The sequence below is a fragment of the Parasphingopyxis sp. genome (genome assembly GCF_052168295.1).
Taxonomy (GTDB): domain Bacteria; phylum Pseudomonadota; class Alphaproteobacteria; order Sphingomonadales; family Sphingomonadaceae; genus Parasphingopyxis.
Genome location: NZ_JBQLZN010000041.1, coordinates 1 through 15015 on the forward strand (window position 1 = coordinate 1; position 15015 = coordinate 15015).

Annotated in this window: 15 protein-coding genes and 1 pseudogene; 8 read left to right on the forward strand and 8 right to left on the reverse strand. The window is 65.1% G+C overall.

The window, feature by feature from the left end; translation table 11 throughout:
* From ACTS1Z_RS07485 to ACTS1Z_RS07495, 3 genes and pseudogenes are all read right to left on the reverse strand, one after another.
* Nucleotides 1–655 (reverse strand): annotated as a pseudogene (locus ACTS1Z_RS07485) (hypothetical protein); the annotation flags it as partial.
* 237 nt (nucleotides 656–892) lie between these two features.
* Entirely contained in the window at nucleotides 893–2143 is a 1251-nt protein-coding gene (locus tag ACTS1Z_RS07490) for an ABC transporter permease (protein WP_442623825.1), read from the reverse strand.
* On the reverse strand, nucleotides 2140–3084 hold the full coding sequence (locus ACTS1Z_RS07495) for an ABC transporter ATP-binding protein (protein WP_442623826.1): 945 nt from the start codon (nucleotides 3082–3084) through the stop codon (nucleotides 2140–2142). Before ACTS1Z_RS07495 ends, ACTS1Z_RS07490 begins: the two co-directional genes overlap by 4 nt.
* A gap of 156 nt (nucleotides 3085–3240) precedes the next feature.
* Here ACTS1Z_RS07495 and queG point away from each other — a divergent pair, with 156 nt between their 5' ends.
* Nucleotides 3241–4308 (forward strand): tRNA epoxyqueuosine(34) reductase QueG, encoded by a 1068-nt coding sequence (gene queG, locus ACTS1Z_RS07500; protein WP_442623827.1) that lies wholly within the window; start codon nucleotides 3241–3243, stop codon nucleotides 4306–4308.
* Between the two features lie 47 nt (nucleotides 4309–4355).
* Complete coding sequence (locus tag ACTS1Z_RS07505) at nucleotides 4356–4928, forward strand: cupin domain-containing protein (RefSeq protein ID WP_442623828.1); 573 nt, start codon at nucleotides 4356–4358, stop codon at nucleotides 4926–4928.
* A gap of 3 nt (nucleotides 4929–4931) precedes the next feature.
* Here the strand turns inward: ACTS1Z_RS07505 and ACTS1Z_RS07510 are convergent, their stop codons facing one another.
* Entirely contained in the window at nucleotides 4932–5279 is a 348-nt protein-coding gene (locus ACTS1Z_RS07510) for a hypothetical protein (protein ID WP_442623829.1), read from the reverse strand.
* Entirely contained in the window at nucleotides 5272–5958 is a 687-nt protein-coding gene (locus tag ACTS1Z_RS07515) for an EI24 domain-containing protein (RefSeq protein WP_442623830.1), read from the reverse strand. Before ACTS1Z_RS07515 ends, ACTS1Z_RS07510 begins: the two co-directional genes overlap by 8 nt.
* A gap of 115 nt (nucleotides 5959–6073) precedes the next feature.
* Here ACTS1Z_RS07515 and ACTS1Z_RS07520 point away from each other — a divergent pair, with 115 nt between their 5' ends.
* The 3 genes from ACTS1Z_RS07520 to ACTS1Z_RS07530 all read left to right on the forward strand — a co-directional run bounded on the left by ACTS1Z_RS07520 (nucleotide 6074) and on the right by ACTS1Z_RS07530 (nucleotide 9774).
* Entirely contained in the window at nucleotides 6074–7072 is a 999-nt protein-coding gene (locus ACTS1Z_RS07520; RefSeq protein WP_442623831.1) for an adenosine kinase, read from the forward strand.
* Nucleotides 7073–7201: 129 nt separating this feature from the next.
* Complete coding sequence (locus ACTS1Z_RS07525; RefSeq protein WP_442623832.1) at nucleotides 7202–7864, forward strand: GntR family transcriptional regulator; 663 nt, start codon at nucleotides 7202–7204, stop codon at nucleotides 7862–7864.
* Nucleotides 7865–7941: 77 nt separating this feature from the next.
* Complete coding sequence (locus tag ACTS1Z_RS07530; protein WP_442623833.1) at nucleotides 7942–9774, forward strand: serine hydrolase domain-containing protein; 1833 nt, start codon at nucleotides 7942–7944, stop codon at nucleotides 9772–9774.
* Between the two features lie 38 nt (nucleotides 9775–9812).
* On the opposite strand, the gene ACTS1Z_RS07535 is transcribed toward ACTS1Z_RS07530, so the two are convergent.
* Nucleotides 9813–11243 carry a sodium-dependent transporter gene (locus tag ACTS1Z_RS07535; RefSeq protein ID WP_442623834.1) on the reverse strand — a complete coding sequence of 477 codons (1431 nt, stop codon included), beginning with the start codon at nucleotides 11241–11243 and terminating at the stop codon, nucleotides 9813–9815.
* Nucleotides 11244–11559: 316 nt separating this feature from the next.
* Nucleotides 11560–11940: a histidine triad nucleotide-binding protein gene (locus tag ACTS1Z_RS07540; RefSeq protein ID WP_442623835.1), complete on the reverse strand. Its 381-nt coding sequence runs from the start codon at nucleotides 11938–11940 to the stop codon at nucleotides 11560–11562.
* 103 nt (nucleotides 11941–12043) lie between these two features.
* Here ACTS1Z_RS07540 and ACTS1Z_RS07545 point away from each other — a divergent pair, with 103 nt between their 5' ends.
* Nucleotides 12044–12496, forward strand: a complete 453-nt coding sequence (locus ACTS1Z_RS07545) for a hypothetical protein (RefSeq protein ID WP_442623836.1) — start codon at nucleotides 12044–12046, stop codon at nucleotides 12494–12496.
* 9 nt (nucleotides 12497–12505) lie between these two features.
* Here ACTS1Z_RS07545 and ACTS1Z_RS07550 read toward each other — a convergent pair whose 3' ends face one another.
* Nucleotides 12506–12964: a MaoC family dehydratase gene (locus tag ACTS1Z_RS07550; RefSeq protein WP_442623837.1), complete on the reverse strand. Its 459-nt coding sequence runs from the start codon at nucleotides 12962–12964 to the stop codon at nucleotides 12506–12508.
* A 287-nt stretch (nucleotides 12965–13251) separates the two neighbouring features.
* Between ACTS1Z_RS07550 and ACTS1Z_RS07555 the strand changes: the two genes are divergently transcribed.
* Nucleotides 13252–14412: an acyl-CoA dehydrogenase family protein gene (locus ACTS1Z_RS07555; protein ID WP_442623838.1), complete on the forward strand. Its 1161-nt coding sequence runs from the start codon at nucleotides 13252–13254 to the stop codon at nucleotides 14410–14412.
* 37 nt (nucleotides 14413–14449) lie between these two features.
* On the forward strand, nucleotides 14450–14959 hold the full coding sequence (locus tag ACTS1Z_RS07560; protein ID WP_442623839.1) for a flavin reductase family protein: 510 nt from the start codon (nucleotides 14450–14452) through the stop codon (nucleotides 14957–14959).
* Nucleotides 14960–15015 lie beyond the last annotated feature (56 nt).

Genomic DNA, 15015 nt, shown 5'->3' on the forward strand with positions numbered 1-15015 from the left:
CATCGCCCATCCAGTCCGACCATTCGGTCAGCTTGCGCCGGTCTTCCCAGGGGAAGCCGAAGAGGATTGCGAGCATGCCGGTCGTCAGTTCGATCGAGACCTTGTCGACCCAGTCGAATTCCTCGCCGCGCGGCAGGCTGTCGAGCAGCTCCGCCGTGCGCTTGCGGACGTCTTCGTCGAGCCGGGTGATCTCGCTCGGCGTGAAGGCCGGAGAGACGGTGCGGCGCTGGGCGGTATGTTCGGGGCGGTCCATGCCGATGAACATCGGCAGCGCGAGTTCCTTGTCATCGGTCGAATCGAGGATCGTGAAGCCGCCATTATACCAGGCCGAGCTGAAGATATCGGGCAGCGCCTCGACATGGACGATCGGCTTGTACGTCGTCAGCGACCAGAAGCCGCCGAACACGCTGTCCTCGCACCAGTGAATCGGGTCTTCGGCGCGCAGCTTCTCGAACACCGGCTGCCAGCGGTCGAGCGCATAGAGTTCGGGGCGGCTGACATCGATCTCTTCGAGCGGCGTATCGGCCGTCGCCAGCGGTTTTTCGAGGGTCGAACGGTCGATCCCCTCGCGCCATTCGCGGGCATATTCCTCGCGATATTTCTGTTCGGCCGTCATGCCGCCAGTATCGGTGTTCGCGTCGGGCTGCGTCGCCATGTCTCTCTCCCTAATCGGGGATGTTTCCCCGCGGGTCCGGCGCGCCGAGAATCATGCGCTCTGCCTGGACCCATATCCTGTCCGGGCCACTATACAGCCCGATGCAATAAGTAGCAAAATGAGACTGACACAATTGACACGAATGTCAATAGCTGCGCCGGTGCATTCCGCCGGTTCCCACGATGGATTCTATCGATCCATCGTTAGGCGGTGCTTAACGGCGGGTGCGGAATTCGCTCAGGCGGCCTTGCCGCGCAGCGCCTGGCCGAGGCGCCGGAACACCGACGGGCCGGATTTCAATACGCCCTTGCGGAACCAGCGCGCGCCCAGCGTGATCGTGATCGAGACCCAGAGCAGCTGCCAGGCGATGGCGGCCAGATGCGGCCAGAGCGCCGGGTCCGACGCGCCCTTGGCGACCATCGCGAAGGGCGAGCTGAACGGGAAGAGTTCGGCGAACAGCGCGAGGCCGCTGCCCGGGCTCGCGGCCGCGGCCGAGGCAAGGCCGAACATGCCCATCTGGAAGAAGGTGATCGGCAGCGAGAGCATCTGGATCTCGCGCATCGAATTGGCCTGCCCGCCGACCGCGAGGAAGACCGCGCCGAGCAGCAGATAGCCCATCGCGAAATAGACGACGCCAAGGCCGATGAACGGGCCGAAACCGATCGCGGGATCGAGCCGGGCGAGCATCGTCTGGCTGTCGGGCAGTGCGGAGAAGCCGAGCAACGCGATCGTCCCCCAAAAGGCGATGAACAGGAGCGCAACGCCGAACAGGCCGATCAGCTTGCCGAGGAACACGGCTTCCAGCGGCACGGCGGCAGCGAGGATTTCGATCACCTTGTTGCCCTTTTCCTCGGCCAGCACGCTGACCGTCTGTCCGGCGAGCAGCAGCGTCAGGAGGAACAGCAGGAACAGCGCGGTAAAGCCGAGCGATTGCTGCCCGCCGATCGTCGCGCTCGTCCGCTCGAAGGGTTCGCGTGCGATCTCCGTCGCCGGTTCGCCGGGCGGGACGCCGCTCCGGGCGTCGCGCGCGGCGGTATCGGCTAGCAGCGCCAGATAATCGGCATCGCGGTCGGCGCCCGGCCCGATCAGGAGGCGTGGGTTGTCTGGCACATCGTAGAGCACGGCGGCGACATCGATCCCGCTTTCGGAAAACAGCGCGCGCGCCTCGGCTTCCGCGCCCGCGCCGCCCGCATCGTGCAAAGGGTCGCGCCGTTCGAGCGCAGGCGGGGCGATGGCGCCGGGAAATGTCGGCCGGATGCGCGCGTCCGCCGCCTCGATACGCGCGCCATATTCGGCATCCGCGACAACGACGATCCGCTGGGCGTCCTCGCCGCTATCGGCGATCATCCGCGCGCCCGAACCGCCGACCACGGCGAAAACGAGCATGAAAAGCGGCGCGAGCAGGAACATGAGGAATGCCGGGGTCGCGACCGTCGCGATAAAATCGCGCCGCGCGATCACGGCGGCCTGGCGGAAATGGCTCGTCATGCTGCGGCCTCCGCCTCGGCCTCGGCTTCCATCTTCTCGACCGTTTCCTCGCCGACCAGCTTGACGAAGACATCGTGCAGGCTCGGCCGTTCGAGCGAGAGGCCGGCCACGCCATGGCCGCATTCGAGCAGCGTCGCGAGCAGCGCCTCCATCCCGCTATCGGGCACGTCGAACACATAGCCGCCATTGTCGCGCACCGCCTCAGGCGGCAGCAGTTTGGCGAGCGCCGGGCTGTCCTCGCGCGGCGTGTAATGCGCCTGGATCGGCATCGTCGCGCGCGCTTCGGCGACGCTGCCCTCGTAGCGCAGCCTGCCGCCCGCGATGATCGCCAGCCGGTCGCAGAGCCGCTCGGCATGGCCCATGATGTGCGTCGAGAAGAGTATCGTCGCGCCGCGATCGCGCTCGGCGAGAATCAGCGCCTCGAGCCGCTCCTGATTGACCGGATCCAGACCCGAAAAGGGCTCGTCGAGTACGATGAGTTCGGGGCGGTGGACGATCGACCCCAAGAGCTGGACGAATTGCGCCATGCCCTTGGAGAGCTTCTTGATCTTGTCGCCCGCCGCATGGCCGAGCCCGGCATCGGCGAGCATGTCGTCCGCCCGCGCCCGCCCCTCGGCCCAGTTGAGGCCGCGCAACGCGCCCATGAACGCAATCGCCTCGCGCGCCTTCATGCTCGGATAGAGGCCGCGCTCCTCGGGCAGATAGCCGACCCGGTCGCTGACGCTGCGCGGTCGCGTCGTGCCGAGCAGTTCTCGCGTGCCGCTATCGGGATCGATGATGCCGAGCAGCATTCTGAGCGTCGTCGTCTTGCCGGCGCCGTTCGGCCCCAGAATGCCGTAGATGCTGCCCTCGGGCACGGCGATATCGACGCCGTCGACCGCGCGCTTCGCGCCGAAATCCTTGACCAGCTCATGTGCAGTAAGGGCGAAAGCGGATGCCATAGCTGGCCGATAGCCCGACAAGACTTAACAAGAAACCCGTCATTCCCGCGAAAGCGGGAATCGCGCTTCTTCGTTCTGCTTTGAAAAAAAAGAACGCGGCATGGCGATAGTGAAGCGGGATTCCCGCTTTCGCGGGAATGACGGTAGAGAGGACTTGTGACCGACCGTCCCGCCCTTTCCCAGCGCCTGAAAGCGCAGGCCGAGGCCGAAGGCTTTGCCGCCTGCGGGATCGCCTCCGCCGACGCGGCGCCGGAAAGCGCCGGGCGGCTGCGCGACTGGCTGGCGTCCGGCGCGCATGGCGGGATGGACTGGATGGAAAGCCGCGCGCACCATCGCGAACGGCCCAGGGCGCTCTGGCCCGAGGCGCGTTCGCTGGTAATGCTGGGCATGAGCTATGCACCGAAAGAGGACCCCCTGCGGCTCGAAGGCGAAACCGATATCGGCCGTATTTCGGTCTATGCGCAGGGCAAGGACTATCACGATGTCGTGAAAAAGGCGCTGAAGCGGCTCGCGCGCTGGCTGGTCGCGGAGGCGGCGGCGGACGGCATCGAAGCGGACGTCAAAGTGTTCGTCGATACCGCGCCGGTGATGGAAAAGCCGCTCGCCGAGGCCGCCGGAATCGGCTGGCAGGGCAAGCATACGAACCTGCTTTCGCGCGAGCATGGCAACTGGCTGTTTCTCGGCGCGATATATACGACGCTCGATCTCGAACCCGACGCGCCGGGCGAAGATCGCTGCGGTTCCTGCACCGCCTGCCAGACCGCCTGCCCGACCGACGCCTTTCCGGCGCCCTACCGGCTCGATGCGCGGCGCTGCATCTCCTATCTCACCATCGAGCATAAAGGCCCGATCCCGCACGAATTTCGCGAGGCGATGGGCAACCGCATCTATGGCTGCGACGATTGCCTCGCCGTCTGCCCGTGGAACAAGTTCGCCGAACAGGCCGAAGCGAACAGGCATTTCGCCGCCCGCGCCGAACTCGCCGCGCCCAAGCTCGCCGATTTGCTGGCGCTCGACGATGCGGGCTTCCGCCGAGTTTTCGCCGGCTCGCCGATCAAGCGCATCGGGCGGGACCGCATGGTCCGCAACTGCCTGATCGCGGCGGGCAATAGCGGCGATGCGGCGTTGATCGATCCGGTGCGCGCGCTGCGCAACGATCCCGACGATGTGGTGCGCGAAGCGGCGGAATGGGCTATGGAGCGGCTGGCCGCGGCCCGGCGTTGACAGCCGCCGGGAAACTGCGCGATCCTCGCGGTGGAGGGGGCTTTAACATGCACCGAATCAAATATTTACTGGCCGCAATCGGCGTTGCGGGATTGCCCGCGATGCTCGCGGCGCATCCGCCGGCCGTGATCGAGCCCGGCGCGGGACGCGACGTCCCCGTGCCCTTTCATCCCGCGCGCCTCTTGCTGTCCGGCGAGGCAAGCGAGGGCGGCGTCGCAATCTACGAATTCACCGTGCCGCCGAACAGCGCCGGGGCGCCGCCGCACGTCCACGCCAATGAAGACGAATATGCCTATGTGCTCGAAGGGACGCTGGGCCTGCTCGCGGGCGAGGACATCGTGACCGCCGGGCCCGGCACGCTCGTCGCGCTCACCCGCGGCCATGTCCACGCATTCTGGAACAGCGGGGACGAACCCGTGCGCACGCTGTTCCTCGTTTCGGGCGATGGCGAGTTCGAGGAATTTTTCGACGCGGTGGCCGTGGCCCTGCGCGAAACGCCGCCTACCGGGCCGGACGAGGCCGGGGCGATGGTCGGCCGGATAGCCGCCGAGCACGCGATCACGATCCGGATGGACGCGGTGCCGGACACCGTGCGCCACCTCTACCAGCCGCCGGAGTAACGGTTATCGCCGCGCGAGCGCGTTCACGCAGGCGGCGCGGTCGACATCTTCGCCGGCTGCGGTGCGCGCGTCGACATAGGTGACGACGGGCTCGCGGCCCGCGCTTTCGGGATAGAGATAGGCGTCGAGCACACAGGCATCGCCGGTGAATTGCAGCTTGCGCGCGCCGTCTTCGCGGAAATCCTGCGCCGCCTCGCCGAAGAGTTGGACGAGCTGCGCGGCGCTGCTGCCGATCACCCGCTCCAGCCCCGTGGCCGTCATCGGCCGGCTGGGCGTGGCCGGTATCACCGTCGGGCTGCTCGCGCAGCCGGCCACCGCCACCAGCGCCGAAAGGGCAATCAGTTTACGCATCGTCACCATCTCCCCCGTGCAGCATATGGGCTGCCATGGCCGCGCTGAGGATCGGCGCGAGCAGATTGGCGACAGGAATCACGAATAACACCGCCGCGACAAGCCCGATCTGCATCCGTTTACCGCGCGTCTCCCTCCGCCAGTCGCCCCATTCGGCGCGCGGCACATGGCGGATCGCGATGAGTTCGCCGAGATCGCGCGCGAGCAGGATCGTGTTGAGGCCGATGAACAGCAGCACGGTTCCCACACCCGTGACGAGCAGCACCAGATAGAGCGGCAGGACGAGCAGGTTCCAGCCGATCGCCCGCCCCGCCGAAGCCAGGCCGACGCGGACCTGGTCGGCATAGCCGGCGACCTGCGCGACTTCGGCCTTGTCGGGATAATGTTTGCGTTCGACCGCATCGACGATCTCGTCGGTAAAGATGGAGATCACCCCCATCGCGACCGCGCGGAACATCAGCCAGAAGCTCAACCCCGCGATCACGACCGCACTCGCCGCTGCGGCAAACCCGCCGCCCTCGCCCCAGCCTAGCCAGTCGAACAGCCAGATCAGTGCCCAGTAGACGGCGAACCCGCCGATCAGGAACAGCAGGATGGTGAGGCCCAGCGATTTGGCGAGCACCTTGAGGAATGCCGGATCGCCAAGCTGGCCGAGCGAGAGAAGGAGCGCGCGGAACATCGCCGCCCTGATGGGGTCGGCGATGCGGCGCGTCAATCGTCCGGTTGCGCCTATGCGGGCGCGCGGCTAGGGCCTGCGCAACTTTCTTGCTTTCCCGAAAAATTTGGAGTCCCCCATGTCCGAACCCAAGCTCGATATCGTCGCCATCGGCAATGCCATTGTCGACGTGATCGCCCAGGCCGACGACGCTTTCATCGCGTCCGAAGGCCTGTCCAAGGGCGCGATGCAATTGCTGTTCACGACCGAGGAAGCCGAGGCGCTCTACGCGAAAATGGGCCCGGGCGTGGAAGCGAGCGGCGGATCGGCGGCGAATACGGTGGCGGGGATCGCGGCACTCGGCGGCAAATGCGGTTTCATCGGGCAGGTCGCGGATGATGAGCTCGGCAAGGTCTTCAAGCACGACATCACCGCGCTCGGCGTCGCCTTTGATACGCCGATGCGTGACGGCGAGCCGGCGACGGCGCGCAGCCTGATCCTTGTCACGCCGGACGGCGAGCGGACGATGAACACCTTTCTCGGCGCCTCGCAGCATCTGACGGCCGCCGCGGTCGACACCGACCTGATCGAGCGCGCCGCCATTCTCTATCTCGAAGGCTATCTCTGGGACCCGGAAGACCCGCGCGCGGCGATGGACCAGGCCATCGACATCGCGCACAAGGCCGGCCGCCGGGTCGCCTTCACGCTCTCCGACGGCTTTTGCGTCGACCGGCATCGCGGCGATTTCCTGAAACTGCTCGACGATGGGCGGATCGATATCCTGTTCGCCAATGAGGACGAGATCATGTCGCTCCACGAGACGGACGATTTCGAAGCCGCCGTCGCCGCGACCGCGGCCAAGACACCGCTCCTCGTCGTCACGCGCAGCGAAAAGGGTGCGCTGGCGGTGAAGGATGGCGAGCGCGTCGCCGTCTCTGCCGAACCGATCGACCGCGTCGTCGACGCGACCGGCGCGGGCGACCAGTTCGCCGCCGGCTTCCTTACAGGCCAGGCCGAGGGCCGCTCGATCGAAGACAGCCTCGTCATGGGCGCCGTCTGCGCGGCCGAGGTGATCCAGCATTACGGCCCCCGCCCGGAGAACGACCTGAAAGCACTGGTTCGCGAGCGGCTCGGATAGGGCCAACGGCGCCGGAGCCGTCACACGCTACGCCACCATTCTCCGATCTCCGCAATCATCACGACGTTCTGATCGACGGACCTTACAAGCGACATTGACTGTTCTTCGCTTCTGTGTACTGTATACAGTATGCAACTAAGCGCCTCCAATATCAGCCAGGACGCCGCCGCTACCGTGCGCGAGATGATCGTCACCGGGCGGCTGGCCGACGGGGATCGGATCAACGAGGTGCATCTGGCCGCGCAACTGGACGTAAGCCGCACGCCGCTGCGCGAGGGCCTGTGGCGGCTGGCCTCCGAAGGCGTCATCACGACGGTGCCGCGAAAGGGGTTTTTCGTCGCCCCGCTGACGCTGTCGGAATTCGAGCAGCTCTACGATATCCGGCCGATCCTCGACCCGGAGGCCTTGCGGCTGGCCGGCATCCCCTCGCCCGCCGCGCTCGACCGGCTGGAAAAGCTGAACCGGAAATTCGTGGCGGCGAAAAAGCCGTCGGAGGCCATCGAGATCGACAATGCATGGCATATGGCGCTGTTGGCTGGGTGCCCCAATCGCGTGCTCGTCGACATGATCGCGCAGATCATCGGCCGCACCCGGCGCTACGAACATGCGCTGTTCCGGGAAACAGAGAATATATGGTCGGCAAGCGACGAGCATGCCCTGATCCTCGCGGCGCTGCGCGACGGCGACCTGAAACGGGCCTGCGCGATGCTGAAACGCAACATGCAAAGCGGCAAGGCGCCGATCGTCGAATGGCTGACCCGCCGCACCAACGCCACCGACGGCCCGGACTGAAGCGCCGAACCACACCCCTTCCATGGCCGCACTGCATCGGCCCGACGAAAACGCCTTCCCCACCCAGGAGAATATCCATGAAGAACCGTATTGCCGCGTTCCTGTGCGCGAGTTTCTGTCTGGCCGCCGGACCGATCCAGGCACAGGAGCAGGATGGCGGCGATAGCGCCGCCGCGCCGTCATCCGCGAGCTGGGCAGGGTTATGGGTTGGGGAGAACAGCTTCGGCCCAAGATTGCGCGGACCGCTCGACCTCCATCGATCGGCTGCCGGCTCCTGGATTGCGCGCGTACAGGGTGAAACGGTGCCGGTCGAGCGCAGTACGGCCGACGACGGCTCGGTACGCTGGTCCTTTGCGTTCGGCGATCAAGGCCGGTTCACGGGTTGGCAGGCGCAGCCGGGCGCGGCGATCGAAGGTCATTGGCTTCAGGAACCCGGGCCCGTGCAAGGCTATTCTTTCGCGACACCGGTGCAACTCGAACCCGCCGGCGCCGGTGCCTTCACCGGCGCGATCGCACCCTTCGACCAGCGCGCTTCGCTGAACATTCCGCTGATCGCCGACGGCGCGGGCGACGCCCCCGGCACGTCGCGATACCGCACCTTCATGCGGAACCCGGAACGCAACCAGGGCGTGTTTTTCCGGATCGAAACGGCGACCGCGGACGGGACGGAGATACGGTTTACAAACGCCGATGGCGAGATACTGGCGACCGGCCGGAGCGTCGACCCCGGCGAACGGTTCACGCTGTTCTTCCCGCGCTTCGACCAGACATTCGATTTCACACGCCGTCCCCGCAGCGACGCGCCCGGCTTCTATCCGCGCCGCTGGCCAGAGGGCGAGACACAGCTTGTTCGCCCCGTCTCGCTTGGGGACGGCTGGCGTACCGCATCGCCGGGCGAGAGCGGGCTCGACGAAGAGCTGCTCGCCGGGCTGGTCGGTTCGCTCGCCGCGTTCGAGCCGACCGGCCTGCGCGAGCCCTATATTCACGGATTGCTCATCGCCCATCGCGGCCGGCTGGTCGTCGAGGAATATTTCCACGGCTATCACCGGGACATCCCGCACGATTCCCGCTCGGCCGGAAAATCGCTGACCGCCGCCCTGCTGGGCATCGCCATCCGGCAAGGCGCGATCCCGGATGTCGACACGCCGGTCTATCCCTATTTCGGCGGCGTCGAGGCCTTCGCCAATCCCGACCCGCGCAAGGAAAGACTGACGCTGCGCCATCTGGTGACCATGTCGCCCGGCTTCGACTGCGACGATGGCGACTATGATACGCCCGGCCATGAAGATAATATGCAAAGCCAGGACGCGCAGCCGGACTGGTATCGCTACACGCTCGACCTGCCGATGGCGCGCGAACCGGGCGAGACCGGGTTCTATTGCACCGCGGGCTTGAACCTTATCGGCGGGGTATTGCAACAGGTGACGGGGATGCCCCTGGCGCGCTTCTTCCACGAACAATTCGCACGGCCGCTCGATATCGCCCATTATCAGCTGAACCTGTCGCCGACGGACGATCCCTATATGGGCGGCGGCATACGGCTTCGCCCGCGCGACTTTCTGAAGCTCGGACAGGTCTATCTGGATGGCGGCACGTGGAACGGCACCCGGATCGTATCGGAGGCGTGGGTCGCAGAATCGATCGCGCCCCACGCCTCGCTCAACGAGGACGATGATTACGGCTTCGCCTGGTGGCGGCGAAGCTATGAAGTGGAAGGGCAGTCCATCGAGACCTATTATGCGAGCGGCAATGGCGGCCAGCTGCTCTTCGTGGCGCCCGCGCTCGAACTCGTCGTCCTGATCCACGCCGGCAATTACAGCGACGGCCGCACGCGCAACGCGTTTCGCGACCGGTTCATGCGCGAATCGATCCTCCCGGCCGCCTTGGCGGCTGGTCCCGCAGGAGACTGAGTTTTGTATGACCCGCCCTTTCGGCCGAGCCTGACGAACTAACTTCCGATCAGGCCCGGGAACAGGCCGAAGACCAGGATCAGCGCGACGGCGATCGGGGCGAGCCAGGCGACGAGAAAGCGCCACAAGGTGAACATGCTGCCGTCGAGGCCGGTTTCCGCCGCGACGATTTTCCGGTCGGCCCGCCAGCCGACGAAGATCGAGGTCAGAAGCGCGGCGACGGGCAGCATCACCTTGCCGGTAAAGCCGTCGATCGTGTCGAAGATATTGGTCTCGGCGAAGATCGACCAGAAGCCGAGCAGCCGGATCTCGCTCCACACGCTGAGCGAGAGCAGGCACGCGACACCGATAAGGAAGGCCGAAAAGGCGAAGATGAAGGCCGATTTGGGGCGCGACCAGCCGCGTTCGTTGATCCCCCAGCTCGTCGGCGCTTCCAGCAGCGAGATCGAGCTGGTCAGCGCGGCGAAGAAGATCAACACGAAGAACAGGAAGCCGACCATCGAACCCGCCGGCATCTGCTGGAAGGCGATGGGGAGCGACTGGAACACGAGCGTCGGCCCGGCCGCCGGATCGAGGCCCACGGCGAAGACGATCGGGAAGATCATCAGGCCCGCGATCAGCGCGACGCCGGTATCGGCAAAGGCGATCATCCCGGCGGTCGGCGCAAGCTTGGTCTCGCGCGACACATAGGCGCCATAGGTCATCAGCGCGGCCGAACCGAGGCTCATCGAGAACAGCGCCTGGCCGAGCGCCGTGTTCATCGCGGGCGCGGTGAGCTTGGAGAAATCGGGCGTGAACAGGAAGGCGACAGCCTCGGCGAAATTGCCGAGAAACGCGCCATAGATGGTGATCGCAATGAGCAGCACGAAAAAGGCCGGCATCAGATAGGTGGCGGCCTTCTCGATCCCGTCGGTCACGCCGCGCGCCACCACGAAAAAGGTGATGCCCATAAACACCGTATGCATGACGAGCAGCAGCGGGATGTTGCCGAACAGGTCGCCCATCCGCGTCTGGATGGTTTCGGCGGTTTCGCCCTGCAGCGCGCCCGCGAACGGCGCGCCCGATGCGATCGCGCCGAAAAAGTCGCGCCCCATCACGCCCGCATAATAGATCACCCAGCCGGCGACGACGCTGTAGAAGCTGAGGATCAGGAAGGCGGCGATCACCTCGACCCAGCCCAAAGTCGCCCAGGCGCCGCTGCGCCCTGATTCCGCGGCGACGTTGCGCACGCTGCCCACCGCGTCGCTGCGCCCTCGGCGGCCGATGAGGATTTCGGAGAGCACGAGCGGCAGGCCGATCAGGACGACGCAGCCGATATAGAAGAGAACGAAGGCCCCGCCCCCATTCTCGCCGGCGAGCGTCGGAAACCGCCAGACATTGCCGAGACCCACCGCGGCGCCGATCGCCGCCAGAATGAAGGCCCATCGCGACGACCAGCCGTCGCTCGTCTGATGCGTTGCTCCCACCACCGATACTCTCCCCGATACTTTGTAGTTTTGTTACGCGGCTATCTAGCGGGTCGTGTGCTTCAGGGGAAGCGGGGGAAGTTGTTCGTCAGGTGCGACCTTGCAACGGAGTGCGGCAGAGTGTTTGTCAGAATTTTCCTGTTGGAAAATCGGCGACTATCCCGTTCGGGGATGTATCCACAAATCTCATCTCGTCATTCCAGCGCAAGCTGGAATCTCCGGCCGCAAACGCCCTGCCTATCCGCCTGAGATCCCAGCTTTCGCTGGGATGACGGGGTATCACTTGTTTGAAAGGGATAGGCCCCAAAACTCTGACAATCTAACTTCTTGCGAGCATAGGCCCCAGCGGGCGGCCGCCGAACAGGTGCACATGCAAATGCGGCACCTCCTGATGGCCGTGGCCGCCGATATTGGCGAGGAGGCGATAGCCGGGTTCGACGAGATCGAGATCGCGGGCGATCTCGCCGACCTTGCGCACGAAATGGCCGATCTCCGCGTCGGACGCCTTGGCGCTGAAATCGTCCCAGCTCACATAGTCGCCCTTGGGAATCACGAGCACATGGATCGGCGCCTGCGGATTGATGTCCTTGAACGCGAGGACATGATCGTCCTCGTAAACCGTGTCGTTGGGGATCTCCCCGCGCAGGATCTTGGCGAAGATATTGTCGGGATCGTAGGGCTGGGTGGCGTCGATGGGCATGGCGGCTCCTGTATATCTGATCGGCGCCATCCTATGATCGCGGTCACAGCATGGCCATAGCGGCACGGCTATCTCGCAAAGGACGGCATCGGAAGGGGACATCATGAGAAAGACAGGCGCATTTCTAATCGCAGCGGCGCTCGGCATTGCGGCACCGGCGAGCGCGCAGACCAACGGCTTCGTCCCGTGCGAGGAACATTGGTCTGCCCAGCTCACCACGCTTTACGTTGGCGCAGACGGCGAAGGCATACGCAGCTTCTACGATGGGGCGGTGACCCTGCTCAGGATCGATACCGAGGAGCCGGCAGCGGCATCGAGCGGTGTCATCGTGATGATGTGGACCGGCAGCGAACTCGCCGACATCGAACGGCATTGCTGGGTGAATTGGGGCCATGGGCTGGTCCAGGTGGACGATACCCAATCGAGCTACGATCCGGCGGAAGGGCTGACTCTCACCATACCGACGAGCCGCTACGACGAGATGGGCGAGCAGTCGGTCGGCAGCATTCGATTCCGGCTGAACGCGAATACGGGGACGCTGACCGAACTCGACTAGCCGGGTGCGCTAGCCCTGCGGCTTCTTCTTCTGCAGCCCGGAGCGTTTGCACGTCGCGACAAGCTCGTCATGCTGGTTATAGGCGCGGTGCTCGAAGGTCACGATGCCCTGGTCCGGGCGCGACTTGGACTCGCGCAAGGCAATAACCTCCGTCTCGACGCGCACCGTATCGCCATGGAAGAGCGGCTTCGGGAAGCGCACTTCGTCCCAGCCGAGATTGGCGACCGCCGTGCCCAGCGTCGTATCGCCGACCGATACGCCCACCATGAGCGAGAGCGTATAGCAGCTGTTGACGATCCGCGTGCCGAACTCGGTCTCGGCCTTGCAATATTCCTCGTCGAGATGGAGCTGGGCCGGATTGTGCGTCATCGTCGTGAAGAGGACGTTGTCCGTCTCGGTGATCGTCCGCCGGATCGGATGATCGAAAGTCTGCCCCACTTCGAGTTCGTCGAACCATTTGCCTGCCATTGTATGTGCTCCCGCTCTGTCATTTTCCCAAATCCTAGGACGAGCGCACCAAGGTTTGAAGTCGTTCCTTTCCCCTCCCCTTGATGGGGAGGGGAGTGCACAGGTCGAAATGCCTCCCAAGCATTTCTGGAACTTGCCGGGGGCAAGTTTCACCTGCGCACTGGGTGGGGTGAGTTCTCAATCGATAGATCACCCCCACCCAAACCCTCCCCCATCAAGGGGGAGGGCTTGCACCCTTCCCGTCAGGCCATACAGTCCGCCGCAAACAGGACGAGGACCGCAAGACGATGGATTTCCAGCTCACCGAAGAACAGGCCGAATTGCAGGAAGCCGCACGCAAATTCGCGCGCGCGGAGACGGTCGAGCTGGCGCGCGAGCTCGAGGCGACGAACAGGCCCGTCCCGCTGGAAATGCGCCGCCGCTATGGCGAAATGGGCTTTCTCGGCGTCAATCTGCCCGAGGAGCATGGCGGGATGGGGCTCGGGCATCTCGAGGCTTTGCTCGTACTCGAACAGTTCGCGATGGTCTCGGTGGCCGTCGCCTTTCCGATCTTCGAGGCGCTGACCGGCCCGGTGCGCACCATCCAGCATTTCGCCTCGGATGAGCTGAAGGCCAAGATCATCCCCGATGTGGTGAAGGGCGAGACGATCGTCGCCGTCTCCATGTCCGAGCCCGATGCCGGGACGGCGCTCACCGACCTGAAAACCACCGCGCGGATCGAAGGCGAGGAGATCGTGATCAGCGGCCAGAAGCGCTGGACCTCGGGCGCCGGGCATTCGGACGCCTATATCGTCTATTGCCGCCTCTCCGACGACCCCGGCGCCAAGGGCATCGGCGCGGTGCTCGTCGAGAAAGACCGCGACGGTGTCAGCTTCGGCAGTCCGGAAGAGCTGATGGGCTTTCGCGGCATTCCCTCCGCCGACATCTTCCTCGACGCGGTGCGCGTGCCGAAAGGCAATATGATCGTGCCCGCGGGCGGCTTTGCAAAGCTGATGCAGGCGTTCAGCCTCGAACGCTGCGGCAATGCGACTATGTCGCTCGGCCTCGCCGCCGCCGCGCTCGAAGAGGCGACGGCATATGCGCAGGAACGCGAGCAGTTCGGCAAACCGATCGTCGACTTCCAGGCGATCCAGCTCAAGCTCGCCAGCATGGCGATGAAGGTCGAGGCGTCGCGGCTCCTCATCTACCGCGCGGCGGTCAACGCCTCGCAGGGGCTGCCGAATATCTTCGAATCGAGCGTCGGCAAATGCTTCGCCAACGAAATAGTCCGCGAGGTCACGGCAGACGGGATGCAGATCATGGGCGGCTATGGCTATTCGAAAGAGTACGGGATGGAGCAGCGCGTCCGCGACGGCTTCGCCTGGGGCATCGCCGGCGGCACGACCGACGTGCAGAAAACAAACATCGCGGCGGCGCTGATCGGGCGGCGGTTCAACCAGAGAAGCTAAGCTTGGCGTACTCCGGCACGCGCCCTATATCCGCGCCATGCCGTCCGATACCCATGATTTCCGCACCGGTTCCGACAGCCGCACCCTGCGCGATGCGCTGGGCTGTTTCGGCACGGGCGTGACCGTCGTGACGACGCTGGACCGGGACGGTCAGCCGGTTGGGCTGACCGCGAACAGCTTCACCTCCGTCTCGCTCGATCCCGAACTGCTGCTCGTCTGCCTCAACCGCAAATCGACCCAGCTGCCCTGGTTCGAGCGCGCCGAGGCCTTTGCCGTCAACGTCCTCCATATCGGCCAGATGGAACTCGCCCAGCGCTTCGCGACGCCCGATGCCGACCGGTTCAAGGATACCGACTGGGAAGCGTGGTCGACGGGCGTGCCGATGCTCGGCGATTCGCTCGCCAATTTCGAATGCGCGAAATTCGCCGAGTATGACGGCGGCGATCATCTGATTCTGCTGGGGCGCGTTATCCGCGTCCGCTTTGATGCCGATCTCGATCCGCTGCTCTATTATCGCGGCAGCTATCGCGAGCTGCACTTCGACTAGGGCTTAGCTCAAGCGACCACCGACTCGTCATTGCGAGCGCAGCGAAGCAATCCAGA

What these genes read in the sequence shown, in the direction of transcription:
- ACTS1Z_RS07490 (WP_442623825.1), bottom strand. Translation starts at nt 2,143, where the DNA reads ATGACGAGCCATTTCCGCCAGGCCGCCGTGATCGCGCGGCGCGATTTT.
- ACTS1Z_RS07495 (WP_442623826.1), bottom strand. Translation starts at nt 3,084, where the DNA reads ATGGCATCCGCTTTCGCCCTTACTGCACATGAGCTGGTCAAGGATTTC.
- ACTS1Z_RS07505 (WP_442623828.1), top strand. Translation starts at nt 4,356, where the DNA reads ATGCACCGAATCAAATATTTACTGGCCGCAATCGGCGTTGCGGGATTG.
- ACTS1Z_RS07510 (WP_442623829.1), bottom strand. Translation starts at nt 5,279, where the DNA reads ATGCGTAAACTGATTGCCCTTTCGGCGCTGGTGGCGGTGGCCGGCTGC.
- ACTS1Z_RS07515 (WP_442623830.1), bottom strand. Translation starts at nt 5,958, where the DNA reads ATGTTCCGCGCGCTCCTTCTCTCGCTCGGCCAGCTTGGCGATCCGGCA.
- ACTS1Z_RS07520 (WP_442623831.1), top strand. Translation starts at nt 6,074, where the DNA reads ATGTCCGAACCCAAGCTCGATATCGTCGCCATCGGCAATGCCATTGTC.
- ACTS1Z_RS07525 (WP_442623832.1), top strand. Translation starts at nt 7,202, where the DNA reads ATGCAACTAAGCGCCTCCAATATCAGCCAGGACGCCGCCGCTACCGTG.
- ACTS1Z_RS07530 (WP_442623833.1), top strand. Translation starts at nt 7,942, where the DNA reads ATGAAGAACCGTATTGCCGCGTTCCTGTGCGCGAGTTTCTGTCTGGCC.
- ACTS1Z_RS07540 (WP_442623835.1), bottom strand. Translation starts at nt 11,940, where the DNA reads ATGCCCATCGACGCCACCCAGCCCTACGATCCCGACAATATCTTCGCC.
- ACTS1Z_RS07545 (WP_442623836.1), top strand. Translation starts at nt 12,044, where the DNA reads ATGAGAAAGACAGGCGCATTTCTAATCGCAGCGGCGCTCGGCATTGCG.
- ACTS1Z_RS07550 (WP_442623837.1), bottom strand. Translation starts at nt 12,964, where the DNA reads ATGGCAGGCAAATGGTTCGACGAACTCGAAGTGGGGCAGACTTTCGAT.
- ACTS1Z_RS07555 (WP_442623838.1), top strand. Translation starts at nt 13,252, where the DNA reads ATGGATTTCCAGCTCACCGAAGAACAGGCCGAATTGCAGGAAGCCGCA.
- ACTS1Z_RS07560 (WP_442623839.1), top strand. Translation starts at nt 14,450, where the DNA reads ATGCCGTCCGATACCCATGATTTCCGCACCGGTTCCGACAGCCGCACC.